This is a genomic window from Bordetella genomosp. 5, assembly GCF_002261315.1.
GTDB lineage: Bacteria > Pseudomonadota > Gammaproteobacteria > Burkholderiales > Burkholderiaceae_B > Bordetella.
The window spans coordinates 28430-53597 of record NZ_NEVP01000016.1 but is presented as its reverse complement, the minus strand read 5'-3'; the positions used below and the strand labels follow the sequence as shown (position 1 = coordinate 53597).

Here is a 25168-nt window from a genome sequence, read left to right as displayed (position 1 = left end):
TTGTGCCACGGGGCGCGGCGCGCGGCCGGCGGTTCAGTCCGGGATGCCAGACCCGCTCTGGGCGATCACGTGATACCGCGCGCCACCCCCCGGCTCGGAACGCACGAGCACACAGCGGTCGTAGCGCCACACGAGCGGGGTGGGCGGCGAAGGGGGCGCTACGCGCGTGTCTCGCAACAGCGTGACGTGCGGACGAAACGGCTGAGCCGGCACCGGCCAGCCCAGGTCGCCGAGCGCCTGCCAGAGCTTGTCGTGCAGGCTGTTGAGCGCGCCATCGGCGGCGTCGGGGCCGGCCCACACCACGGAGGCGCGTTCGAAGCGGCCGTACTGACTCAGCTGAATCTCTCCCGGCGGCACGTGCAAGGCGCCGGTGAGGGCAGCCAGCGGCGCGATGCGCGCCGGCTCGACGGCGCCCAGGAAGGCAAGGGTGAGATGCAGGGTGTCGGGCCGCATCCGGCGCCCACCGCAGTGGGCGTGGGCCGCTGCGGTCCAGCCGGTATCCAGTGCCTGCGCCACCTCGGGGGCGGGCCACAGGGCAAAGAAGAGACGGGCGGCGGGCGGGTTCATGCAAGCATTATGAACCTGCCCACCTCGGCGGCCCCGCCTCGCCGGCCGCGCCTCGGCGGCCCCGCCTCGCCGGCCGCGCCTCGGCGGCCCCGCCTCGCCGGCCGCGCCTAGCCAGCCGCGCCTTGCCGGCCGCACTCAGCGTCGCGCGAGGCGGGTGTCGCCGGCGACTTGCGCCTGCGGTTGCCGGGCGGCCGGGGTGTCGGCCGGCGTGTCGCCGGTGCGGGCCTGCGGCGTGGCGCCGGGCAGCGGCGTGTCCCAGCCGCCACCCAGGGCGCGTACCAGCGCCACCGCGGAACGGGCGCGTTCGCCGCTCAACTGCACCGACACGCGTTGCTGCGTGAGCACCGTGCGGTCGGCCTCGATCACGTCGAGATAGCTGATCGAGCCCTCGCGATACTGCGTGCGCGAGATGCGTGCGGCGCGCGCGGCCGAATCCACCGCGCTGTCCTGCACACGCGTCTGGTCCGCGAGGATGCGCAGGTTGGCGAGGTTGTCTTCGACTTCGCGGAAGGCGTTGAGCACGGTCTGGCGATACTGCGCCACGTCTTCCTCGTAGACCGCGCGGGCGCGGTCCACGCCGGCCTGACGTCGGCCGCCATCGAAGATCGGCACCGACAGCGCCGCGCCCACCAGCGGGCCCAGCAGGAAGGTGCGCGACGACCACTCGAACAGATTGCCCAGCGACGACGACTCGTAGCCAAACGCGCCGGTGATATCCAGCCGCGGGAAGAACGCCGACTTGGCCACGCCGATGCGGGCGTTGGCGGCGGCCATGGCGCGTTCGGCCGCGGCGATGTCGGGACGGCGCTCGAGCAAGGTGGACGGCAGGCCCGCGGGGATCTGCACCAGCACCGGGGCGAGCGGCAGCGCCGGCATCGTGAACTCGGCGGGCGTCTTGCCCAGCAGTACGGCCAGCGCGTGCTCGGCCACCGCGCGCTGGCGATCCACGCCCAGCGACTGCGATTGCGCGGACGCGAGCTCGGACTTGGCGCGCGCCAGGTCGAGCTCGCTGATGTCGCCCGCGTCGTAGCGGCGCTGAATCAGTTGCAGGCTCTCTTCACGCAGGCTCACGGTCTGGCGGAACAGCCGGGATTCGGCGTCGAACTCGCGCACCTGAAAGTAGGCCTGGGCCACGTCGGCCTGCAGCGCGAGCAGCACCGAGCGATACAGCGCTTCGCTCGCCTGGGCGTCGGCGCTAGCGGCCTCGACATTGCGCGACACGCGCCCGAACAGATCCGCCTCGTAGGCCACCGACGCCTGTCCGCGCCAGAGGGTGTTGGCCGACGACGGCGCGTCATCGGCCAGGCCCTGCGAGGCCGGGGAGGGCCGTTGGCGGGTGGGGCCGAAGCCCGCATCCACGCGCGGGAAATAGTCGGACCGCGCATCGCGTTGCAGCGCGCGGGCCTGCTGCAGACGCGCGACGGCGGCCTGCAGATTCTGGTTGGCCTGCAGCGCCTCGGCTTCCAGCGCATCGAGCGCGGGGTCGCCGAAGATCTTCCACCATTCGCCGCGCAGCGCATCCTCGGACGGCGTGGCCGCCTTCCAGGTGCCGGCTTCGTGGGCGGGCAGGTTGGCGGGCGTGGTGACGCCCGCTTCTTTGTACGCGGCGGGCGTGGCCACCGCGGGTTTTTCGTAGTCCGGTCCTACCGCGCACCCCGCCAGAACCAGCAGGGAGAACAAGAGGGCGGAGCCACGCACATAGCGTTGTTTCATGGTCAGACTCCGGGAATCAATGGCTGTGGCCGGGTTCGTGGGACACGTGCAGCGGACCCTCGTGTTGCGAGGCCGAATGCAGCTTGCGCTTGCTCAGGTTGCGCAGCACCACGTAGAACACCGGCGTCAGGAACAGGCCGAACAGCGTCACGCCCAGCATGCCGAAGAACACGGCCACACCCATGGCGTAGCGCATCTCGGCGCCGGCGCCGGTGGCGAGCACCAGCGGCACCACACCCATGATGAACGCGATGGACGTCATCAGGATGGGGCGCAGGCGCAGGCGGCTGGCCTCGATGGCGGCCTCGCGCGGCGTGGCGCCCTGCATTTCGAGCTCGCGGGCGAACTCCACGATCAGGATCGCGTTCTTCGCGGATAGCCCCACCAGCACCATCAGGCCGATCTGCGTGAAGATGTTGTTGTCGTTGCCGGTCAGGTACACCCCGGCCAGCGCGGCGAGCACGCTCATGGGCACGATCAGGATCACGGCCAGCGGCAGCGTCAGGCTTTCGTACAGCGCGGCCAGCACCAGGAACACGAGCAGCACGCTGATCGGGAACACCCACACACCGGCGTTACCGGCCAGGATCTGCTGGTAGGTCAGGTCGGTCCACTCGAACTTCATGCCACGCGGCAGCGTTTCGGCGGCCACGCGTTCGGCGGCTGCCTGAGCCTGGTTGGTGGAATAGCCGGGCGCGGGTCCGCCGTTGATGTCGGCGGCCGTATAGCCGTTGTAGCGCACCACCTGCTCGGGCCCGAAGGTCTGGTTGACCTTGACCAGCGACGACAGCGGCACCATCTCGCCGGCTGCGTTGCGCGTCTTGAGTTGCAGGATGTCTTCGGGATGCGAACGGAACTGCGCATCGGCCTGGGCACGCACCTGGAACACGCGGCCGAAGCGATTGAAGTCGTTCACATACATCGAGCCCAGATAAATCTGCATGGTGTCGAAGACTTCGGTCACCGGCACGCCGAGCTGCTTGGCCTTGACGCGGTCGAGATCCACGTCGAGCTGCGGCACGTTGATCTGGAAGTTCGAGAAGCCCGGGCCGAGTTCGGGCGTCTGCGCGGCCTTGGCGAGGAAGGCCTGGGTGGCCTGGTCCAGCGCTTCGTAACCGAGCGCGGCCCGATCCTCGATCTGCAGCTTGAAGCCGCCGAGCGTGCCCAGCCCCAGCACCGGCGGGGGCGGGAACACGGCCACGAACGAGTCCTTGATGCTGCCGAACTTCTGATTCAGGCTCGCCGCGATGGCGTCGCCCGACAGGGCCGCATCCTTGCGTTCGCCGAAGGGCTTGAGCGTGACGAACACGATGCCGGCGCTCGAGCTATTGGTGAAGCCGTTGATCGACAGGCCGGGGAAGGCGATGGCGCTCTGCACGCCGGGCTCGTTCAGCGCGATTTCCGACATGCGGCGGATCACCGACTCGGTACGGTCGAGCGAGGCGCCGTTGGGCAGTTGCGCAAAGCCGATCAGGTATTGCTTGTCCTGCGCGGGCACGAAGCCGCCGGGCACCAGATACGAGATGCCCACGGTCGCGCCCAGCAGCACGGCGTAGACCAGCATGGCCGAGCTCTTGCGGCGGATCACGCCCGTCACGCCGGTGGCGTAGCGGTCGGAACCGCGCGAGAACATCCGGTTGAACCAGGCAAAGAAGCGGCCGAACACTTTGTTCATGCCACGCGTCAGCCAGTCGGGCTTCTCGCCGTGGCCCTTGAGCAGCAGTGCCGACAGCGCGGGCGAGAGCGTGAGCGAGTTGAAGGCCGAGATCACCGTCGAAATGGCGATGGTCATGGCGAACTGCTTGTAGAACTGGCCCGACAGGCCGGTCATGAAGGCCAGCGGCACGAACACCGCGCACAGCGTGAGCGCAATCGCGATGATGGGGCCGCTCACCTCGCGCATGGCGCGATAGGTGGCGTCGCGGGGACTGAGGCCGGCCGCGATATTGCGTTCGACGTTTTCCACCACCACGATCGCATCGTCCACCACGATGCCGATGGCCAGCACCATGCCGAACAGCGACAGCGCGTTGATGGAATAGCCGAACATCAGCAGGAACGCGAAGGTCCCGATGATGGACACCGGCACCGCGAGCAGCGGAATGATCGACGCGCGCCAGGTCTGCAGGAACAGAATCACGACCAGCACGACGAGCGCGATGGCTTCCAGCAGCGTGTGCACCACGGCCTCGATACTGGACTTCACGAACTGGGTCGGGTCGTATTCGATGCGGTATTCCACGCCGGGCGGGAAGTCCTGCGACAGCTCCTGCATCGCGGCGCGCACCTGCGTCGCCACGTCGAGCGCGTTCGAGCCGGGCGACTGCATGATGCCCATGCCCACCGCCGGCTTGTTGTCGAGCAGCGAACGCAGCCCGTACTCCTGGGCGTCGAGCTCCACGCGGGCCACGTCCGACAGATGCGTCACGCCGCCGTCGGGCGAGGTCTTCAGGATGATGTCGCGAAACTCTTCTTCGGTCTGCAGGCGGCCGCGCGCATTCACGTTGAGCTGCAGCGGCACGTCGCCCACCGTGGGCGAGGCGCCGATCACGCCGGCCGCGACCTGCACGTTCTGTTCGCGGATCGCATTGACCACTTCGGTCGCGGTCATGCCGCGCTGCGCGATCTTCTGCGGATCGAGCCATACGCGCATCGAGTAGTTACCGGCGCCCCACACCGTGACCTCGCCCACGCCGTTGATGCGTGCGAGGCGATCCTTCACGTTGATGATGGAATAGTTGCGCAGATAGGTGATGTCGTAGCGATCGTTGGGCGAGATCAGATGCACCACGAGGGTCAGCGTGGGCGAGCTCTTGGCGGTCGTGACGCCCAGGCGCTGCACGTCGGGCGGCAGGCGCGGTAACGCCTGCGACACGCGGTTCTGCACCAGCTGCTGCGCCTTGTCGGGGTCGATCCCGAGCTTGAAGTTGATCGTGAGCGTGAGGTTGCCGTCGCTATTGGCCTGCGACTGCATGTACAGCATGTCCTCGACGCCGTTGATCGCCTCTTCGAGCGGCGAGGCCACGGTTTCGGCGATCACCTTGGGGTTGGCGCCGGGATACTGAGCCCGCACCACCACCGATGGCGGCACCACCTCGGGGTATTCGGAGATGGGAAGCTGGAACATGGCCAGGAGCCCGCCCAGCAAGACCAGCACCGATAACACGCCCGCGAAAATGGGGCGGTCGATGAAGAATTTGGAGATGTTCATTGTTGTTCCGTACGGAAGTACGTCCGCTTTTTCTTATTGCAGCGTGGCCTGCGCGGTCTTGACGGCCGCGGGCGCGGTATCCATCGACACCAGGTTGGGCGAGACCTGCTCGCCAGGGCGCACGCGCTGCAGACCATTGACCACGATGCGTTCGCCCGCCTCGAGGCCCTTTTCGACGACGCGCAGCGGGCCGACATTCGCGCCCAGCGTCACTTCGCGGTAGGCCGCCTGGTTCTTGTCGTCCACGACCAGCACGTAACGCTTGTTCTGGTCCGTGCCGACCGCACGCTCGTCGACCAGGACGGCGTCGCGCGGTGCACCCCCGCCCAGCCGCACGCGGGCATAGAGGCCGGGCAGCAGGCTGCCATCGGTGTTGGCGAACACCGCACGCACGCGGATCGTGCCCGAGGTGGTATCCAGGCGGTTGTCGATCGATTGCACGCGGCCCTCACGGGAGTACGCGTCTTCGTTGGCCAGGCCGAGTTGCACCGGCACGTCGGTGCCCGCGGCGCGAGCCGGGTTCACGTACTTGAGGAAGGTTTGTTCGTCCACGTCGAACGAGGCGTACATCTCGGCCACCGACACCAGGGTGGTCAGCGCCACCGACTGGGCGCCCGCGTTGACCACGTTGCCCACCGTGACCTCGGCGCGCGAGACGCGGCCGTCGACCGGTGCCTCGATGCGCGTGTAGCCCAGATTGAGCTTGGCCGACTCGAGCGCGGCCTGCGCGCCCTGCAGATTGGCGGCGGCTTCGCGCGCGGCATTCTGTTTTTCTTCGAGGTCGCGCTTGGCGATGGCGTTTTCGGTGATCAGACGCTGACCGCGGGCCAGGTCGGAGGCGGTGTACGAGACGCGGGCGCGGGCGGCGGCCAGCGCGGCCTGGGCGCGGTCGACCTCGGCGGCGTACGGACGCGGGTCGATCGTGAACAATACGTCACCCTTTTTGACCAGCTGGCCGTCCTTGAAATGGACCTGCGTGAGCGTGCCGGAGACGAGAGGGCGGATATCGACCCGGTCGATCGCCTCGAGGCGGCCGGAATAGCGCTGCCAGTCGACGATGGAGCGCGTGAAGGCGGGGGCCACGTCGACCGGCGGCGCGCTGGGCGCGCCCTGGGCCTGGGCGGTGGCGCCGCCGTGCGGGCCGGGGTTCCACAGATAAAAGCCGGCGCCGGCGACGAGGGCGGCGGCGAGCGACAATACGGCGATACGATGGCGCGAAACCGTCATGGTTCTTCCTTGGATGCAGATAGGGGGGATCGGGGAGAGGCCGGCTGTCTGCGCGGGGAGGGTGCGCAAGGCGGGGGGTGAAAATCCGGTCTGGCCGATACAGATGGCCGAATTCTGTGCCTTTTGACGGTTAGAATAAACAATCCTATTTCGGCAATACTGTTCGTTCCAGCCGTACAATTCGGACCGATTCCGGGTTATGCTGCGCACACGTCTGTCATTCAGGACACAGGACCATGGACCGATTTCAAGCCATGCAGGTGTTTGTGCGGGTGGTCGAAGCCAATAGCTTCACCCGGGCCGCCGACATCCTGGCGCTGCCGCGCACCACGGTGACCACCATCATCCAGAACCTGGAACGGCACCTGGGCGTGCGTCTGCTCAACCGCACCACCCGCCGTATCAGCCTCACGCCCGATGGCGCGGCCTACTACAAACATTCCACCCGCATCCTGGCCGAGGTCGAGGAGACCGAAGCCTGCTTCCAGGACGCCGCGTTGCGCCCGCAGGGGCGTCTGCGCATCGACGTGCCGGCTTGTATCGGGCGCCTGGTGCTGATTCCCGCGCTCTGCGAGTTCCACCAGCGCTACCCCGACGTGGAGCTGGTGATCGGCATGGGCGAACGCCGCGTCGATCTGGTGCAGGAGGCGGTCGACTGCGTGATCCGTTCGGGGCCGCTGGAGGATTCCAGCCTGGTCGCGCGCCGCATCGGCACCTTCCAGACCCTGACCTGCGCCGCGCCTTCCTATCTCGAGCGTGAAGGCGTGCCGCACACGCTGGCCGACCTCGAGCGCCATTACGCCGTGCATTACTTCGGGACGGGCGGCCGCAACTGCAGCTGGGACTTCGTGGTCGACGGCAAGGAGCAGACGGTCGACGTGCCGGGCATCGTGTCGGTCAACGACCTGAGCGCGCACGTCGCGTGCGGCGTGCAGGGCTTCGGCCTGATCCAGACCGCGCGCTACATTGCGCTGCCGCATCTGCAATCGGGCGAGCTGGTCGAGGTGCTGCCGCAATGGAAGCCCTCGCCGGTGCCGATTTCGCTGCTGTATCTGCAGAGCCGCCAGCTGTCGCCCAAGGTGCGCGTGTTTTCCGACTGGGTGGCCGAGCTGTTCGCGCGCTGCCCGCTCTTGAGCGGCCGCGACGAAAACGACGCCGATTACGGCGCCTGCGGCATGGCCGTGCAGCAGCCCGAGCTCTCGCCCGAGGCGGCCCAGGCCACGCGTCACCGGGTGCCCCTGGAAGCACCCGAGTTCGTGATGTAAGCGGCAAGGGGCGGCGCCACGCCGCCCCATTCATGCGAGGGGCGGAAAACCTGTCTGCAAAAGTGGGTATATTGCGGGAGTTCCCACCGACTTTCGAGTGAGCCGCCCCGCCCATGCAGCCTGTACTACCCGCATTCCTGATTGCCCGCTGGCTGTTGCTCCTGGTGCTGTTGGCAGGTATTTATTTCCTGTCGGGCTTTCTGGTGCCGGCGCTCGCGGCGCTCATCATCGGGCTGGCCACCTGGCCGCTCTATCGGCGACTCCTGAATTTCTGTGGCGGCCGCAACATCATGGCGGCCACGCTGGCGCTGCTGACGGTGATCCTCGTGCTGATCGTGCCGCTGTCGTTCGCGCTGTCGTACGCCATCCAGGAAGCGAGCAATTTCGTCGGCTGGGCGCTGGCCGCCAACAAGCATGGCGTAGCGGTACCGCTCTGGATCAGCTCGCTGCCCGTGGTGGGCGAGCGCCTCTCCATCTATTGGCAGACGTATCTGGGCGAGCCCCACGCGCTGGGCGCCCTGGTCGAGATGGTCTCCGGCCAGCATCTGGGCAACATCTACCGCATGGTGCTGTCGGCCACGGGCAATGTGTTCCAGCTCCTGCTGACCGTGCTCTTCATGCTGATCACGCTGTTCTTCGTCTACAAAGACGGCAACCGCATGGTGGGCCAGCTCGACATCCTGGGCGAACGCATCCTGCCCGCGCGCTGGCAGCGTTTCTCGCGCGTGGTGCCGGCCACGGTCAGCTCCACCGTGACGGGCATGACCTTGATCGCGTTGGGCGAAGGCGTCGTGCTGGGTCTGGCCTATTGGGTGGTGGGCGTGCCGTCGCCGGTGCTGCTGGGCGCGATCACCGGCTTCATGGCGCTGATCCCGGGCGGCGCGCCGCTCTCGTTCACGCTGGTGTCGCTGTATCTCGTGGGCTCCAATCAGGTGGTCGAGGGCATCGGCCTGTTTCTGTGGGGCACGATCGAACTCTTCATCGTCGACAAGACCCTGCGTCCGCGCCTGGTGGGCGGGCCGGTCAAGCTGCCGTTCCTGCCGACCTTCTTCGGCCTGGTCGGCGGCGTCAAGACCATGGGCATCGTGGGGCTCTTCGTGGGTCCGGTGCTGATGGCGCTGCTGGTGGCGATCTGGCGCGAGTGGGTACATAACGTCGAGACCCAGCGCGACCACGATCGTCTGCCCGACGAACGCACGCGCGAGCTCGCTGCCGCCGAGGCCGACACGCACCGCTGAGCGCGGCGCATCTTCCCGTCAAAGGAGTATGCTAGTGCGTCCTCGCGCCGGGGTACCGCACTGTGACCCGCCGGCCGATGACGCCGTGGCCGCGCGGCGTTGCGCGCCGCCACCTTTGCCCGTAGAGAGGAATAAGATGTCTGCGCCTTCGGTTGCCGAGCTGGTCGCCACCTTGCGTGAGCAGGGTTTCGTGATCGTGCGCAACTTTGCGTCTCCCCCGCAACGCCTCGATCTGCTCGCCGCCGCGCAGCACGACCTCGAACACGCGGTGGCCCCCATCGAATACGAAGCCGACCTGCAATACCCGGGCGCGCCGACCTCGCGCGAATCCGAAGGCGGCCTCACGGTACGCCGGCTGCTCAACGCCTACGGCCGCGGCCCGATGTTCCAGGCCTGGGCCACGGATCCCCGCATCGCCGCCTTGCTGCGCAACTACTACGAAGGCGACACGCCGGTGCTCTCGACGGTGCATCACAACTGCGTGATGACCAAGCACCCCGCCTTCGGCAGCCTGACCGGCTGGCACCAGGACATCCGCTACTGGTCGTTTTCCGACACCGATCTCGTGTCCTGTTGGCTGGCGCTGGGCCGCGAGTTCGCCGACAACGGCGCGCTGTACTTCATCCCGGGTTCGCATCGCGCGGCGTTCGGCCCCGAGTGCTTCGACGAACACAAGTTCTTCCGTGCCGATCTGCCTGCCAACCAGGAGTGGATCGCGCGCGCGGTCTGCCCCGAGCTGGCGCCGGGCGACGTGGTGTTCTTTCATTGCCGCACGCTGCACGCGGCGCAGCAGAACGCCACCGGCAGCGTCAAGATGTCGCTGGTCCACACGTATCATCCCGAGCATATCCATCCCTTGCCGGGCACCCGTTCGGCCAGCGCGCCGGGTGTGCCGCTGCGCTGAGCGGTTGCGCCAGGTCATGGTCCGGCGTGTCCGGACGCGCCGCGGTTTCGAGAGGAGCGTCGCATGAACCCCGCCGTACCTCCCGCGGTGCCGCCCGCCGCACCGTCCGCCGCACCGCCCCTCACCGGGGCTTCATCGTCCGCGCCAGCGGCGCCGGCCGGCTGGCGCGCCCGTCTCGCGGCGGGCGCCCATGCTGTCGTGGCGCTGCTGGTCGCGATCAACGGCGCGCTGTTCGTGGCGCCGCTGCTGCGCCGCGCCGGCTCCGGCGAGGCTAGCGTCTGGGCGGCGCTGGACACCTGGCGCGACACCATCGACGCCATCGGGGTCCTCGAGTTGCCCCGCCTGGTGTTGGGCGCGGGCGTGCTGCTGATGGCGGTAGGGTTGCTGCTGCGGGCGCGGGTCGCGTGGGCATTCTCGCTCGCGCTGCTGCTCACCGTGGCGCTGTTCGTGTATCTGGGCGCCGCCGGCCTGCATCGCGCCGCGCTGTTGAGCTACACGCTGCTGGTGGTCGTGCTGCTGTGCGCGTCCTGGCGCCAGTTCGACCGCGCCAGCCTGGCGGCGGGCAGTCTCTTCGCGCTGGTCAGCGTGGGGTCGCTACTGCTCTACGCGGTGTTCGGGGCGTTGTATCTCGGCGCGGAGTTCGTGCCCGCCTTGACCGATCTGCCGCAAGCCCTCTATTTTGCGGTGGTGACCATGGCCACGGTCGGCTATGGCGACATCGTGCCGCACTCGACCGCGGCGCGCTTTTTCACGGTGTCCATCATCATCCTGGGCATCACGGTGTTCGCCACCGCGGTCAGCGCGGTGATCGGCCCCATCATCGGGGGCAGTCTCAAACGATTGGTCCGAGGCCGGATTTCACACGCCATGCGCAAGAACCATGTGATCATCGCCGGTGCCACGCCGCTGGCACAAAGCGTGTATCAGGGCATGCGCGGCCGCGATTTCCCGGTGACGGTGATCGTGCCGCCCGGCGTGCCGCATGAATTTCCGGCGGATGCCGACCTCATCATCGACGATCCTTCCAGCGCGACGGTCCTGGCCACTGCCGGCGCCGCGCGTGCGCGCTTCATTCTCGCGCTGCGCGACGACGATGCCGACAACGCCTTCATCGTGCTGGCCGCCAAGGAAGTGGCCGGCCCGGACACCAAGACGGTGGCGATGGTCAGCGCCAGCAAGCATCTGCAGAAGATGCGCCGCGTGCAACCCGACATGGTGTTCTCGCTGCAGTTGCTCGGCAGCGAGCTGCTGGCGCGCACGCTCACCGGCGAGCCCATCGACCATCGGCTCGTGACGGACCTGTTCTTCGCGCAGACGGCGTCGCAGGATGCGGCGCCGCAGACCTGAACGGCGCGGATTCCGGCCGGCTGGGCGCGCGGGGGTGCTTCCGACAGAGGCAGGTCGAGCCGCGGACGGGGCGCAGCAGGACGCTATAGGGCAGAGATCGGCCGTATATAGGCCGAGCGGGCACGGCGAATGGGCGATAAGCTATGCGGCGGGAAACGGTTCGGCACCTGCCGCCAGGCCGTCATACCCGTCCAACGCCTGAGCGCCGATCCACTCTTCCACGGGAAATACATGACCGAAGCCACCATCATCCAAGCCGTCACCTTGCCCCGCGTGCAGGCCCTTCTGCAAGAGCAGGGCTATCGCGTCACCGTGTCCGAACAGAACGGTCTGTCCCAACTGCTGAGTGCCTCGCAGGGCATCGGTTTCTCGCTGCGCTTCGGCAATCCGGCCCAGACCCAGGGTGAATTCGTCGACTACACCTTCAGCTGCGCGCTGCGCGTGCAGGGCGATCTGCCGGCGGGTCTCGCGGATAGCTGGAATGCGGGCAAGCGCTTCGCCCGCCTGAGCGTGCAGGGCAATTTCCTCGTGCTCGAGATGGATGTGATCCTGGCGGGTGGCGTCACCGAAAATCATCTGCGCGCCAATACCGAGCTGTGGGACCGCCTGCTGCAGGAGCTGGTGCTGTTCCTGCGCCAGTTCATGCAGCAAGCCGAAGGCGCGGGCGCGACGGCCGCCCCGCTGGCGAATGGCGAGGCGGTGAACGCCTGATCGGTAAGGTCTGGGGGCGGGCGCGGCCCGATGCGGCCGCGTTCGTTCGCCACGCGCGGCATGGCCGCGGCGATCCGGGGCCCTGCCCTGGGTCAGATTTACACGGCGTCGATCCTGTTTGCGCCTGTTCCCAAGCCGCTCGGATCCCCGATTTACCGCTGGGAATCCGTCCGGCTGAGCAAAAAGTGCGCAATTTCGCGGTCTCGAGTCGTACCTTGTAGCATTTGCTTGCCGGGCCCGCGGGCGCGATTTCCGCCTCGATCGGGCCTCGGCGATCGGCCTCAGCCCGGCGGCGAGGCCTTGCGGCGCGAGTTCGGAAAATGCGCCGCGTAGTCGAAGTCGCCGCGCGCGATCGACGCGAGAATGTCGGCACGCTGCTGCGCCGCCCGCTTCAGATTTGCCGCGGTGGGCCTGATCCGCAGCCGTTCGATGCAGTGTTCGCCACGGTAGACGAAACCGATCTCGATCGATGATTCGGATGCGGGCCGCACGCCCTCGAAGCCAGTACTCATTGCGTTTCGTCTCGATGTCCCTGCGGGCTCTCACTATATCCCGCCGCCGACCCCTCGGTCTTTGCCTTCCCTTACAACTTGATGCCCCGGTGTCACGCCGGCTGGCTACGCTAGTTCCACGACTTGGCCGGCGCCTTGTCGGGCCGCGCCGGGAACGCGGCTTGCCATAGCAACAGCGCCGGACCCTGCAACGAACGTCGTGAACTTGGGAAGGTTCACCCCCCGGTGACCGATAACAGCCTCAAACACCGGGCAGCGATCAACGCAGGGCGGTCCATAGCCTCAAAGAAAAAAGCTATTCAATTCATTGAATCAATTCAATGGCACTATTGATTAGTCAGAAGCTATCGTACAAAAAATGAACTAAGGAGAAGTCTATGAAATCCCGCGCTTTTGTCCGCGCCCGCGCCATCAAGATCCCCGAGGGAGTCGCGCTCGCGCTCGGCGCCGCCCTGCTGGCCCTGATCGCCTTGCCCGATGCGCATGCCGATGAGCCCGTCGCCGTCGCGCCGGCCGCCTCGCAATCGGCGGCCGCCACCGGCACGCCGGTGTCCTCCCTGAAAGCGGAGCTGTGCGAGCAGGCCGCCAAGCCGTACTACGGCCTGCGCGACACGCTGTTGATGGCCCAGGGTGTGCTGGTCGCCGCCGGAGAGTAATCATGGCCCATCCTGTTGCAGCCATCATGATCTGCCTGGGCCTGATCGCCTGCAGCGTCGGCGCTGTGGTGCAGGCCAATGAGCTGAGCGGCTTCCAGGCCGGCGGCACCCATGCGCGCTACGCCTGCGCGGCGCAAGCAGCCGTCGCCGCTCCCGTCAGCGCCGATGGTGACGAGGCCGATGTCGAAGACCTGATCGACGCCCACTACCAACTCACGGCTTTCGGGCGCCGCGCATAAGAGCACGAGGCCCGGACTCGCTGTGGCGCGCGGCGCGGTAAATGGCGATGATGCGCCGGCCGCGAATCCCTCTGGAAAGGGGCATGGCCACCCGTCGACCTTCCCCTTTTTAAACGCGATGAGTACAACGATCATTGAATCCAGTGGCAATGTTTTTGCCGACCTGGGCTTTTCCGCCGAGGAGGCCGCCTTGCTGGCGCTTCGGGCGGAGCTCATGGGTAACCTGCGCGAATGTATCGAGGCGCGGCGCTGGACTCAGGCCCAGGCCGCCGCGGCGCTCGGTGTCAGCCAGCCGCGCATCTCCGACCTGATCCGCAACAAGTGGGATCGCTTCAGCCTCGACATGTTGGTGTCGCTGGCGATTCGCGCGGGGCTGGATCCTCGCGTGACCTCCAGATCGCGCTGACACCGACTGTTGTGTTCCCTGCGCTCCCCGATCGGCGGGCCGCGCAAAGAAAAACGGGCGCATCGTGCGCCCGTTTGCCGTTAACCCGCTGTCGCGGCTTGTGCCTCGCTCAGCGCACCGGCCAGCCGTACATCAGGCCGCCATCCTTGTACGAAGCGTTCAGGCCGCGGGCGAGTTTCATTGGGCTGGTCATGCCGAGGTTCTTCTCGAAGCTCTCGCCGTAATTGCCGATGTTCTTGATGATGTTGTAGGCCCACTTGTCGTCCACGCCGAGATTCTTGCCCATGCCCGGCGTCACGCCCAGCAGACGCTGCACGTTGGGGTTGTTGCTCTTGAGCATCTCGTCGACGTTCTTCGAGGTGATGCCATATTCCTCGGCTTCGAGCATGGCGTTCAGCGTCCAGCGCACCACGTTGAACCACTTCTCGTCGCCCTGACGCACCATCGGGCCGAGCGGCTCCTTGGAGAAGTTCTCGGGCATGATCACGTACTGCTCGGGATTCTCGAGCGTGGTGCGGGCGGCGGCGAGCTGCGACTTGTCGCCGGTAAAGGCGTCGCAACGGCCCATCGCAAAGGCGCGGATCACTTCGTCCAGGCGTTCAACGACCACCGGCTTGAAGGCGATGTTCTCGGCGCGGAACCAGTCGGCCAGGTTGAGTTCGGTGGTGGTGCCCGGCTGCACGCATACGGTGGCGCCGTTGAGCTCCTTGGCGCTCTTCACGTTGAGCGACTTGTTCACCATGATGCCCTGGCTGTCGTAGTAGTTCACGCCCACGCCGATCAAGCCGAGCGTGGTGTCGCGCGTGAGCGAGAGCGTCGTGTTGCGCGGCAGCACGTCGACTTCGCCCGACTGCAGGGCGGTAAAGCGCTGCAGCGCGCTCACGGCCATGATCTTGGACTTGGACGCATCACCGAACATGGTGATCGCGATGGCGCGGCACAGGTCGACGTCGAGGCCGATCCAGCCGCCCTTGCTGTCGTTCACCGAGAAGCCGGCAACGCCCGTGGACACGCCGCATTGCACAAAGCCTTTGTTCTTGACGTTGTCGAAGGTCGGACCGGCATGCGCCGTCCAGGACGATACGAGCAGAGCGGCGCCGGCCGCTACCAGGTTCAGGGCTTTCATCGAGTCTCCGCGTGGCTCCACGCCAAGTATGGGAATGGGTCCGCCGACGGGCGGATCCGTGCGCGGCATGGTACCAGCGTCCGACACCGCGAGAATGGGGGAATTCCCTTTAAATTCGTACGGCGGAATCAACGCGCCTCAATCGGGCCGTGAACCTTTGCTTCTGGTCGAGAACACGCCACACGGCCGGCCCCAGATCGAGCGTGTCCGGCAGCAGCTGGAAAACGATATAGCGCTGGCTGGCGCGAAAGCCTCGCCAACGCAGCGCGGCCAGGCTCAGCGCATGCGCTGCGTTGTAGGCGAGGTCGAATCGGCTTTCCAGCGCCAACGTGCTGTTTTGCGCGTCGCGCAAGCGTGTCGCGCCCGAGCGGCGCAGGCGCGGCAGGCGGGGGAGCCAAGCGCGTGGCCATCAGGCCACGCGTCTCGACCCTTGCACGCGCTGCGCGGGCGCCGATTTCCGTCCGGCTACTTCGCCACGTTCGCCGTCGCCGGCCGCGAGGCCTGGGTCGGCATGCGTTCTACGGTGAGGGCGTCGGTGGCGCCGGGTGTGGGCCGCACGACGAGCGCGCGGTTGACGCTGTTGGCGCCGAGGTTGGGCACGTCGGCCGGGCGGGCGGCGAGCGCGGCGAACGGGCCGCCGCCCGTGGCGGGCATCTCGCCGAGCGTGAGTGTCTGGCCCCAGGCGCCATTGCGGCGCGACAGCACCTGATAGCGTTGCGGGCCGCCCGCGCTGCGTGCGACGACATACAGCGTGCCGTTGACCACGCTGAGCGCGGGGGGCGAGGCGGCCGTGGCGCCGAGCGCCACCGGCTTGCCGTGTTCGACCAGCCAGAGCGGACCGCCGGCGCGCTCGAGCACGGCGAGGGTCACGTTGCCTTTTTCATCGGCGGCCACGGCGGGACGGCCGATGAACGTTACGCCGAGATCGGCAGCCGGGCCCCAGGCGAGCGCGAGGTCGCGCGGGCCGGAGGTCTGCTTCAGGCGCAGCAGGTGGTTGCTGCCGCGCTCGCGCATGTAGAGCTCGATCCGGTCGGAACCGTTGCGGATGGCGACCAGGCCGCCCGCCGCGGTAGGCGCGGCCACCGGCAGCCAGGCTTGCCAGCCGGTCTCGCGGTCGGTGCGCGGATGAAGCTGGCGCGTGTAGTGGAGGTCGCCGGTGCTGTCGAGCGCGAACACCACGTAGCGGCCATCGGCGCTGCGCGCGATCGCCGGGCTGCCGGTGGCGTTTTCGAGGGGAGGCAGGGCCTGCCAGGGGCCCCAGCTGCCATCGATGCCGGTCGGCGCCGACCAATGCAACTGACCGTCGTAGCCCAGCGCCACCGCGGCCGCGTCGCCGCGCAGTGCGACGGCGGGGATCTGCGTGGCGCGCAGCGTGCCGAGCGCCTGCCAGCCTTGCCACGTGCCGTCATGGCGCTGCTTGTTGGCCCACAGACCGCCCAGCGGATCGCGCGCGATCAGGCCGGCGGTGCCGTCGGCATGGGCGAACGACACGAGCGGTCCGGTGGTGCGTCCGCCCAGGCTCTGCCAGCGCTGCTGACCCGGCAACCACTCGTTGATGGCGGCGTTGGTCTCGCCCGCCGCGAACACGACCATGCCGCCGCGGCCGTCGGGATAGAGCTGCGGCGTCATGTCCTGGCGCGAGACGTAGTAGGCGCGCTGCACCCACGCGGCCGCCGGGCCGGCGGGTTCCTGGCAGCCCGTGGGGCCGGCGCAGTAGTGGTAGTCGTTCCAGGCGTAGTGCTGGAAGATCACCGACTTGCTCGCGATCTCGGCCTCGGTGAGATTGCTGGCGCGCTCCTGGCTGGGGTAATCGATGTAGCCGGTCTCGGCGTAGTTGCCGGGCGCGTGCACCATGGCCTCGCGCACCAGCCGCGCGCTGGCGATGTGGTCCGGATGGCCGTGTCCCGCGCAACGCCAGCAGAGCTGCGTGTACGGCACGACCATGTTGTCGTCGAGATGGCGTACGGTGGTGGGGCCGTAATCGCGAATGATCGCGGCGAGCGTCTGCACCAGCTCATCGCGCGTGTAGGTCTCGGAGTAGGGCCCGAGCGTGTCCGCGGTCTGGCCCGGTTCGGACTCGGTGCGACTGAGCGGGGTGAGGCTGCCCCAGCCTTTGCCGAGCCAGGGATCCTTGAGCCGCATGTGCCAGAGCTGCACGCGCGGATTGTCCTGCAGCGTGAAGCGCGCGATCGTGCGGCCACCCACGATGCCCGCGCCTTCGCGCCATTGATCGGGCTTCTTCGCCATATAGGCATAGGCCGCGCGCACACCGCGCTCGCGGCCCAGCATGTAGCCTTCGCCTTCTCCCGCGTCGCTCGCGGTCAGGTACACGAGGCGCACGCAGCCGCCCGCCTCGATGTTGGCCGCGATGTCCGGGTTCATGAAGAGCAGGTCGTCGTCGAGGTGGGCGACGAACGCCAGATCCTTGATGCCGTGGCATTGTGCCAATGACGGCGGAGCGGCGTGAACGAGGCCCGCCGTCAGGCAGGCGAAGACCAAAAGCAGGGGGCGAAGCAGAACGGAGATGGCGGGCATGGCGTGCATGCGGCGCGCGGCCTCGGGCGGCGCGCCAGGAAGTCACAGGCCCGGAAAGTATACCGGCGCGCCATGACGCTTCCGTGCGTTCAGGAGGGGTTCAGCTGATGGGGGCGGCCAACGGCGGGCGGCCAACGGCGCGCGGCCAACAGTGGGCGGCCAACAGCGGGCGGCCAGCTACGGCCGCCCCTCACGTTTCACCCGACTCAGCGGCGCTCGAACTTCGGCGCGCGCTTTTCTTCGAACGCCTTGCGGCCTTCTTTGGCGTCGGCCGTCGCGAAGCAGATGGCCTGCAGATCGCGTTCGTACTCCACGGCCTTTTCGAGCGGCATCGACAGCGCGGCGCGCAGATTCACGCGCGCGGTCTCGGCCGCGATGGGGGCGCGGGACGCGATGGTGGCGGCGAGCGCCTGCGCGCGTTCGCGCAGTTGCTCCTGCGGCACGACCTCGCTCACCAAGCCCCAGGCCAGCGCCTGCTCGGCGCGTATCGGGTCGCCCGTGAGCACCATCAGCGCGGCGTTGCTCGGGCCGATCGCATGCACGAGCTGCGCCGTCATGCCGCCGCCGCCGATCCAGCCCAGCTTGATCTCGGGCGCGCCCAGGCGCGCATTGTCGGAGGCGATGCGGATATCGCAAGCCAACGCCATCTCCAGGCCGCCGCCGAAGGTGTAGCCGTTGATCGCCGCGATGGTCGGCTTTTTCAGCATGCGCACGCAGTCGCAGTAGTCGAGCCGGTTGCGAAAGTCCCACGGCGTGGCGTAGCGGTCGAGCTCGGTGATGTCCGAGCCGGCGCAGAAGGCCTTGGGGCCCGCGCCGGTCAGGATCACCGCACGCACCTGCGAATCGGTGTTGCACTGCTCCACGGCCGCGATCAGCAGGTCCGCCATTTCGGGCGTCATCGCGTTCAGCTTCTCGGGGCGATTGAGTTCGATGATGGCGACATGGCCATCGATACTGAGATTGACGAGTGCGCTCACGCTGAATCCTTATGCTGCGGTGGGCTGGGGGGCGGCGGCCAGGCTGGCCTGAAAGCGCTCGGTCAGACCGCGCGCCAGCGTCTGTGACGGGGTGCGCGCGGCCACGCCGTCGCGCAGGAATTGCGAGGCCTCGCTCTGGAAGGCGATATAGCCATCGTGCCGTGGCCGGATCGACGCGGCTTCGAGCGTGCGCGCGGTGTTGGCGTAGAAGTTGCCGCTGGCCGCGTTCACGCTCGCATCGGCCCAGCTGCCGCGATGGCTGGGCTGGCCTTCGTGCTGCGGGATGAAGCGGCTCTGCGTGTCGGCAGCCAGCAACCACAATAGATGCGCGCGCAGCTCGGGCCCCACGATGCAGCGGCGCGATATCGCGATGCCGGTGCCGCCGAGGATCGAGCCGGGCCGGCCCGCATCGGCCGCGGGCGCGTCGCGGAAGGTCAGCGGCTTCGCCACCGCGGACGTCGCGTAGTTCACGTAGCCGTAGACCAGCGGGCAGAGCGTGATGTCGTCGCGCGCGCTCATGTGGCCGAGCAGGGCAATCGGGTTGTAGGCCAGGGCCTGCGCCGGCGTGAGCCGGGCCAGCTCCGTGAGCAGCTCGCAGGCCTCGACCAGCGTGGCCTCGTCGTGCCAGGCGCCGTGCGGGCGCAGGTCGGTATCGGGCGCGATGGCGGCCGCGATCGAGAGCAGCGACAGGAACGGATGCGGTCCGCCCCAGCTCAGCGCGACCGAGCCACTGCGCCGAGACAGCGGCAGCACCTCGCGCCAGGTGCGCGGCACGGGGCCGTCGAGCCGGTCGGCGCGCGTGGCCATCACCTGCGTGGCGGCGTCCAGCGGCAGGGCCCATTGACGATCGGCCATGCGATAGCTGTCGTACGACAGCCCGATGCTGTCGCGCGCGATGCGCGCCAGATCCTCGGGTGCGAACACGGTGTCGAGCGGCTGCAGGCAATCGTGCGCCAGGGCCTCGCCGAGATGCGGGTGGTCGAGCACGACCAGGTCATAGCGGGCGCAGAGCTCCGCGATGGGCGCCGACTCGAAGCCTTCGAGCGATTGCTTGTCCCACTGCACCAGCGGCGTGTGCGTGGTGGCCGCATGCAGGGCGTTGAAACCGCGCGGATGATCCCACGTCAGGCCGCGATAGGGCAGGGCGCGCTCGCTCATTCGGCGGCTCCCCGCAGCACTGCGCCCGAGGCCGCATGCGCGTCGATCTCGTCGGCGCTGAAGCCGAAGTCGCGCAGGACCTCGTCGGTGTGCTGGCCGGTGAGCGGCGCGCCGCGCACCACCTGGCTCGGTGTCCGGGAAAAACGGATCGGAAAGCCCGGCGTCTTGATGCGGCCTTCGGTCGGGTGCTCGTACTCGACGAAGGTGCCGTTGTGCGCGATCTGCGGATCCTCCACGAGATCGGCATAGCCGTAGACCGGGCTGCACCAGATGCCGGCCGCGTCGAGCTTGGCGAACCAATCGGCGGTCGAGGCCTTTGCCAGCGTGTCGCGCACCAGGGCATAGATCTCGTCGCGCTTTTCCCAGCCGTCGCGTTCGCCGGTGTACGCCGCCAGACGCGGCTCCTCGGTCACGCGGGCCAGCACGTTCATGTCGGGCATGGCGAGCGCCAGGTAGCCGTCGCTCGTGGCGAAGGTGCCGTAGGGCGCACGGATGTAGACGTGGGCGTGCGGCTCGGCGCTGCGCACCTGCGGCTTGCGCCCCACGGTGAACACCGACAGCTCCTGCATCTGGATCGTGGTGATCGCGTCCAGCATGTTGACCTCGACCTTCTGGCCTTCGCCGGTGCGTTCGCGGTGCAGCAGCGCGGCCAGCACGCCCTCGAAGGCGCAGTAGGCGGTGACGGCGTCGACCACATATTGGCCCGCCGCGCGCGGCGCCTCGCCGGCGCGTCCCGACGACAGCATCGCACCCGACATCGCCTGCAGCAGCAGGTCTTGTCCGGGTCGGGTGGCGTACGGTCCATCTTCGCCGAAGCCCGACATCGACACATAGATGAGGCGAGGGTTCAGCGCCGACAGGGTTTCGTAGTCGACGCCCAGGCGGCCCGCCACGCCCGGCCGGTAGTTCTGAATGAACACATCCGCCTGTGCCGCGAGCTTCTGGATGATCTCCTTGCCGCCCGCGCTCTTCAGGTCGATCGCCAGCGAGCGCTTGTTGCGATTCAACGAGAGAAACGACACGTTGATCTTGTTGCCCGTGATGCCGCCCGCGGGCGCGTGGCGCTGCCATTCGCCGGTGGGCGGCTCGATCTTGATCACGTCGGCGCCCAGGTCTCCGAGGCGCTGCGCCGCAAACGGCCCCGCCATGGCGATCGAGCAGTCGAGAACCTTGTAGCCAGAAAGAATACTCATGCTTCTACCCTTTGCGTGCGCCGATGCGCCTCAATGCATGACCCAGCCGCCGTCCACGGCCAGCGTCTGTCCGGAAATAAAACCTGCCTCCTCCGAGGCGAGGAACACGATGGCCGCGGCGATATCGCCCGCGTGGCCACGTCGCTTCACCGACTGGCGCTCGAGCACCATGCGGTTGTAGCCCTCGGGGTCGGGATGGATCTTCTCGGCGTCGGTGGGAAAGGCGCCCGGCGAGATCGCGTTGACCGTGATCCCCCATTTGCCGAACTCGCGGGCGAAGGCGCGCGTGGCGCCCACCATCGCGCCCTTCGACTGCACGTAGGGCAGCAGGTTTTCCCAACCGCCCGACAGCGTGATCGACGAGATGTTGATGACGCGGCCCCAGTGCTGGGCGCGCATGCCCGGCAGCGCCGCGCGCACGATCTGCACGGCGGCCTCCACGTTGACGCGGTGCACGCGCGCCAGCTCGGCGTCGCTGTACTCCTCGAACGGGCGCGAGGGATAGATCGCCGCGTTGTTGATGACCACGTCGATCACGCCCTCGGCCGTCAGTCGTTCCAGGTGCGAGGCCAGCGCGGCCGCGTCGGCCAGGTCGGCCTGCAGGATCTGCAGCCGGTCGGCGAGCCGCGCCGGCACGGCGCTCTGCAGGCGATCGATATGGCCGGCGTGGTTGTCGAGCGCGATCACGCGGGCGCCCGCCTCGAGCAGGGTCAGCGTGGTGTCCACGCCGAAGCCGCCGGCCGCGCCGGTGTACAGCACGCGGCGGTCTTGCAGCGAGAAGCGCGTGCTCATGTCCGCCCCGCGATGGGCGCGAAGCGGCCCGACAACGGCGGATAGTCGGTCTGGGGCTGATCCGCGATGGCACGGATGCGCGCCTCGCAGGCCGCGATCTCGGCGGCCGAGCCCAGCACGCTGAACGTGGTGTCGTAGCGGCGCTCGTCACCGTGTTCGAGCCAGATCAGCTCGTTGCGCTCGCGCGCCGCGCCCTGGCCCAGCACATGATTGGTCGAGGGTTCGATGCCCATCGCGTACTGGCCCGATTGCAGGTTCTGCCACTGGTACTGACACGGGAACTGGTGCTTGTAGGTGCTGACCTGCATGCCCAGACCGAGCGCGTCGTTCACCAGCGCCACCGGTACGCTGCCATCGTCGGCGGCGGCCATCTCGTGCTGCCACACCTGCTCATGAAACCCCAGCTGCGGCGCCGGCATGCGGCGATAGCCCACGCCCTGCTTGCGATAGTCCTGCTCGTGCGCGGCCCACACCACGTCGCGGATCGGCGCGAGATAGCGCGAGCCCTCGTCGAGCACCGGGTAGCCCAGATTGATGTGATAGCAGAGCATGTGCGGCGTGCGGTAAAAGCCGCGGTTCACCACGCGATCCGACAGCCTGATGTCGTTGCTGCCCACCTCGATTTCGATGCGGCGATGCAGCTCGAGATGCTCGCCGAACACGGTGCCCTGGCTCACCACGCCCTCGGCCCACAAGACACAGCGGTCACCGTCCCAGCGCTCGCCGTAGCCGGTCAGGCGCGCGGGGATGGTGCCGACGCGGCCATGGATGGATTGCTTCGCCGTCTTGCGCGGCCCATACACGTAGTTGTCGGTCGGGGCGTCGTACATGAACAGAATATGGTCCAGGCCGCAGGTGATCATGAGGCCCGAGAACGACCGCATCCAGCCCAGCCCGCCTTCGCCTTCGTAGTCGTGCAGACCGGGATGGCGAAAGCCGGCAGGCGATTGCCAGCCCATGGCGAAGCCGCGGTATTCGCAGTCCGCGATGTCCATCGCGCGATCCACCAGCACCGTAAAACGCAGGCCCGTGCCGCTGCGGAACTCCAGCATGCGGATGCCACGTTCCAGCCCGTCGTCGAGCGTCATCAGGCGTACGCCGGCAAACTGCGCAAGCTGTCCGGCGCGCGCCTCTACGTCGCGGCGCGTCATCCAGGTCCCGTAAATGTCAGGCATGAGTTCTCCCTGGCCGATGCGCGCTCGCGCGTCTGCCGGTGTCGGTGTTCAGAATCGTGTGGGCAGGCGCGCCGCGGGCCTCGATCGTTGCCGCGCCGCGCGCCTTCGAGCGTGCCGGCGGCCTACAGGCCGTTGGCGCGCAGCCGTTCGTCCAGAAAGTTCTTGGCGCGCGGCACGTCGTCTTCGGTCAGGTGTTCGATGATGATGGGGATGTTGGGATGCTTCTTCGCCAGGCGCTGCAGGTACAGGTCGTAATTGAGCGCGCCCAGGCCCGGCGCCGGCAGTTCGATCTCGCCCACGCCGCGGAAGGTGTGGCTCTCGGCCGCGCCTTCGTCGCCGATGTCGCTGTGCTTCTCCGACTTGTCGTCGCCCGAGCGCTTCACGTCCTTGGCATGCGCGATGCAGATCTTGTCGGAGAGCGCGTCGAACACCTGATTCAGCGTGCGGTCCATCTGATCGATGTTGTGCGCCTCGAAGTAGTTCGTCGGATCCATCAGCAGGCCCAGGCCCGGGTGATCCACTTCGGCAAACATGCGCAGCGTCTCCTCGACCGACCCCACCACGTTGTTCACGTAGGTCTCGAGCAGGAACACCGCGCCATGGTCGTAGGCGTGCTGCGACAGCTCGGCGATCACCGCGCGGCACTGGTCCCAGCCTTCTTCCGTCTTGTTCTTCGGGTGATGCACCCAGTCGCTGTCGGTGGCGAAGGTGCCGGTTTCCGAGATCACATAGGGCGAGCCCAGCTGACGGGCGTGCGTCAGGATTTCCTTGAGGTAGCCGTTACGACGCTGACGCTCGGCGGGGTCGGGGTGAACGATGTTGGTGTAGGCCGAGATGCAGGACACCGGCAGGTTGTAATTGCGGAAGGTGTCGCGGATCTGGGTGCACTTCTGCGCGGTCAGCTGGCCCGGGCCGAGCTCCATGTCCTTGAAATGCAGGTCGAGCTGCACGGTGTTGAAACCGTGCGAGCGGATCACCTTGGCGGTGCGCTCCAGCTCATAGGGAAAGTAGCCCGAGAAGATTCCGGTCTGGATCATGATGGTTGTCTCCGTCTGTTTTTTGTCTGGTTATTCAACAGCCGGCAGCCGTACTGTGCGGCCTTCGGCGATGGACGTATACGCGGCCTCGACCAGCGCCATCGTGCGTACGTTGTCGGTCACGCTCAACGCAGGCTCGGTGCCGCTGGCCAGCGCGTACTGCAACTGCTCCATCACGCCGATGAAGGCATGCGGAAACCACATCGTGTCCCACGTCGGGGTCACCCATCGTCCATCGGTGTGGCCGTTGGCCGCGCGCGAGGCGTAGCTCAGGGTCGACGGCTCGCCGGTGGGCCAGCCGATCGTGCCGCGCGCCACGCCCTCGGTGCCTTCCACGCGCCAGCGGATGTGCTGATCATCGGGATAGCCCTCGGCGCGCGGGCCCGACCACACGTCTTCGAGCGAGAGCGCGAGCAGGCCACTGCCAAAGCGCAGGGTGGTGCACACCAGGCCATCCTGATGCGCGAACTCGGTGCGCGGATCGGGGCGCGTGATGCTGGTGACCTCGGTGGGTTCACCGAACAGGTATCGCAGCGCATCCAGGTGATGCACGCTCATGTTCGAGAGCGTCAGCCGGTCGTAGTCGCGCAGAAAATCCTGCCAGTGCGGGATCGCGTGCATGTCGATCTGCGCGAACACGGGCGTGCCCAGCACGCCCTGATCGAGCAGTTGCTTGAGCGTGCGCATCGACTGGTCGTAGCGCATGTTCTGGTTCACCGACAGGATCTTGCCGGCGGCACGCGCCTCGTCGCGCAGGGCCCGAGCCTCGTCGAGCGACAGGGCGAGCGGCTTCTGCGCCAGCACGCCGCGCACGTGCGGGGCGCGCAGGGCGGCGCGGATCAAGGCCGGCTGGAGGTCCGGCGGATACGCGATGTCCACGATCTCGATCTGCGGATCGGCGATCAGGGCCAGCGGGTCTTCGTGCACGCGCGGGATGCCATAGCGCTCGGCGACCTCGGCGGCCTTGCTGCGCGTGCGCGACGCGATCGCCGCCACCGTGAAGCCGGCCTGCTGGTAGGCGGCCAGATGGCACTCGGCCATGATCATGCCCGCGCCGATGCAGCCGATGCGAAAGCGCCGTTCCCGAACCGGCGGGTCCGGCACCAGGGTAGGGTGCGACATATGCTCCTCCTGCCGGCCCGGTATGCCCTCGACTGCCTGGCATCCTGCCGTGGGGTG

At 67.8% G+C, this 25168-nt stretch carries 23 protein-coding genes; 8 read left to right on the top strand and 15 right to left on the bottom strand.

Going from position 1 to position 25168, the window contains the following annotated elements:
* Nucleotides 1-33: 33 nt before the first annotated feature.
* From thpR to CAL25_RS22935, 4 genes are all read right to left on the bottom strand, one after another.
* Entirely contained in the window at nt 34-567 is a 534-nt protein-coding gene (gene thpR / locus CAL25_RS22950; protein WP_094804383.1) for an RNA 2',3'-cyclic phosphodiesterase, read from the bottom strand.
* Nucleotides 568-702: 135 nt separating this feature from the next.
* Nucleotides 703-2280, bottom strand: coding sequence for an efflux transporter outer membrane subunit (locus CAL25_RS22945; protein WP_094804381.1), 1578 nt, complete (start codon nt 2278-2280; stop codon nt 703-705).
* Nucleotides 2281-2296: 16 nt separating this feature from the next.
* The gene (locus CAL25_RS22940; RefSeq protein ID WP_094804379.1) at nt 2297-5491 is read right to left on the bottom strand and encodes an efflux RND transporter permease subunit; all 3195 of its coding nucleotides are present in this window, start codon (nt 5489-5491) and stop codon (nt 2297-2299) included.
* 33 nt (nt 5492-5524) lie between these two features.
* Complete coding sequence (locus tag CAL25_RS22935) at nt 5525-6718, bottom strand: efflux RND transporter periplasmic adaptor subunit (RefSeq protein ID WP_094804377.1); 1194 nt, start codon at nt 6716-6718, stop codon at nt 5525-5527.
* Between the two features lie 236 nt (nt 6719-6954).
* Between CAL25_RS22935 and CAL25_RS22930 the strand changes: the two genes are divergently transcribed.
* From CAL25_RS22930 to CAL25_RS22910, 5 genes are all read left to right on the top strand, one after another.
* Nucleotides 6955-7983 carry a LysR family transcriptional regulator gene (locus CAL25_RS22930; protein ID WP_094804375.1) on the top strand — a complete coding sequence of 343 codons (1029 nt, stop codon included), beginning with the start codon at nt 6955-6957 and terminating at the stop codon, nt 7981-7983.
* Between the two features lie 113 nt (nt 7984-8096).
* The gene (locus CAL25_RS22925) at nt 8097-9221 is read left to right on the top strand and encodes an AI-2E family transporter (RefSeq protein WP_094804373.1); all 1125 of its coding nucleotides are present in this window, start codon (nt 8097-8099) and stop codon (nt 9219-9221) included.
* 136 nt (nt 9222-9357) lie between these two features.
* A complete protein-coding gene (locus CAL25_RS22920) occupies nt 9358-10125 on the top strand; it encodes a phytanoyl-CoA dioxygenase family protein (protein ID WP_094804372.1) in 768 nt (255 codons plus the stop codon).
* Nucleotides 10126-10188: 63 nt separating this feature from the next.
* The gene (gene kch, locus CAL25_RS22915) at nt 10189-11472 is read left to right on the top strand and encodes a voltage-gated potassium channel protein (protein WP_094804370.1); all 1284 of its coding nucleotides are present in this window, start codon (nt 10189-10191) and stop codon (nt 11470-11472) included.
* A 231-nt stretch (nt 11473-11703) separates the two neighbouring features.
* Entirely contained in the window at nt 11704-12183 is a 480-nt protein-coding gene (locus CAL25_RS22910) for a YbjN domain-containing protein (protein WP_094804368.1), read from the top strand.
* A 281-nt stretch (nt 12184-12464) separates the two neighbouring features.
* Here the strand turns inward: CAL25_RS22910 and CAL25_RS22905 are convergent, their stop codons facing one another.
* A complete protein-coding gene (locus tag CAL25_RS22905; RefSeq protein ID WP_094804366.1) occupies nt 12465-12695 on the bottom strand; it encodes an Arm DNA-binding domain-containing protein in 231 nt (76 codons plus the stop codon).
* 377 nt (nt 12696-13072) lie between these two features.
* Here CAL25_RS22905 and CAL25_RS22900 point away from each other — a divergent pair, with 377 nt between their 5' ends.
* From CAL25_RS22900 to CAL25_RS22890, 3 genes are read left to right on the top strand one after another with little or no spacing between them, the layout of a single operon-like run.
* Complete coding sequence (locus CAL25_RS22900; RefSeq protein WP_094804364.1) at nt 13073-13351, top strand: hypothetical protein; 279 nt, start codon at nt 13073-13075, stop codon at nt 13349-13351.
* A gap of 2 nt (nt 13352-13353) precedes the next feature.
* Nucleotides 13354-13590, top strand: coding sequence for a hypothetical protein (locus tag CAL25_RS22895; protein ID WP_094804362.1), 237 nt, complete (start codon nt 13354-13356; stop codon nt 13588-13590).
* A gap of 22 nt (nt 13591-13612) precedes the next feature.
* A complete protein-coding gene (locus CAL25_RS22890) occupies nt 13613-13996 on the top strand; it encodes a helix-turn-helix domain-containing protein (protein WP_249279212.1) in 384 nt (127 codons plus the stop codon).
* Between the two features lie 109 nt (nt 13997-14105).
* Here CAL25_RS22890 and CAL25_RS22885 read toward each other — a convergent pair whose 3' ends face one another.
* From CAL25_RS22885 to CAL25_RS22840, 10 genes are all read right to left on the bottom strand, one after another.
* The gene (locus CAL25_RS22885) at nt 14106-15122 is read right to left on the bottom strand and encodes an amino acid ABC transporter substrate-binding protein (RefSeq protein WP_094804358.1); all 1017 of its coding nucleotides are present in this window, start codon (nt 15120-15122) and stop codon (nt 14106-14108) included.
* A gap of 109 nt (nt 15123-15231) precedes the next feature.
* Nucleotides 15232-15474 (bottom strand): hypothetical protein, encoded by a 243-nt coding sequence (locus CAL25_RS22880; RefSeq protein WP_249279211.1) that lies wholly within the window; start codon nt 15472-15474, stop codon nt 15232-15234.
* 113 nt (nt 15475-15587) lie between these two features.
* The gene (locus CAL25_RS22875; RefSeq protein ID WP_094804439.1) at nt 15588-17657 is read right to left on the bottom strand and encodes a PIG-L family deacetylase; all 2070 of its coding nucleotides are present in this window, start codon (nt 17655-17657) and stop codon (nt 15588-15590) included.
* A 206-nt stretch (nt 17658-17863) separates the two neighbouring features.
* The gene (locus CAL25_RS22870) at nt 17864-18634 is read right to left on the bottom strand and encodes an enoyl-CoA hydratase/isomerase family protein (RefSeq protein ID WP_094804354.1); all 771 of its coding nucleotides are present in this window, start codon (nt 18632-18634) and stop codon (nt 17864-17866) included.
* A 9-nt stretch (nt 18635-18643) separates the two neighbouring features.
* Nucleotides 18644-19792 (bottom strand): hypothetical protein, encoded by a 1149-nt coding sequence (locus CAL25_RS22865; RefSeq protein WP_212590932.1) that lies wholly within the window; start codon nt 19790-19792, stop codon nt 18644-18646.
* Nucleotides 19789-20985, bottom strand: coding sequence for a CaiB/BaiF CoA transferase family protein (locus CAL25_RS22860; RefSeq protein WP_094804352.1), 1197 nt, complete (start codon nt 20983-20985; stop codon nt 19789-19791). The genes CAL25_RS22865 and CAL25_RS22860 overlap by 4 nt, the downstream gene beginning before the upstream one ends.
* 30 nt (nt 20986-21015) lie before the next feature.
* Complete coding sequence (locus tag CAL25_RS22855) at nt 21016-21777, bottom strand: SDR family NAD(P)-dependent oxidoreductase (RefSeq protein ID WP_094804350.1); 762 nt, start codon at nt 21775-21777, stop codon at nt 21016-21018.
* On the bottom strand, nt 21774-22952 hold the full coding sequence (locus tag CAL25_RS22850; protein ID WP_094804348.1) for an aldose 1-epimerase family protein: 1179 nt from the start codon (nt 22950-22952) through the stop codon (nt 21774-21776). Before CAL25_RS22850 ends, CAL25_RS22855 begins: the two co-directional genes overlap by 4 nt.
* A 122-nt stretch (nt 22953-23074) precedes the next feature.
* Nucleotides 23075-23989 (bottom strand): sugar phosphate isomerase/epimerase family protein, encoded by a 915-nt coding sequence (locus tag CAL25_RS22845; RefSeq protein ID WP_094804346.1) that lies wholly within the window; start codon nt 23987-23989, stop codon nt 23075-23077.
* A gap of 30 nt (nt 23990-24019) precedes the next feature.
* A complete protein-coding gene (locus CAL25_RS22840; protein ID WP_094804344.1) occupies nt 24020-25111 on the bottom strand; it encodes a Gfo/Idh/MocA family protein in 1092 nt (363 codons plus the stop codon).
* Nucleotides 25112-25168: the final 57 nt, after the last annotated feature.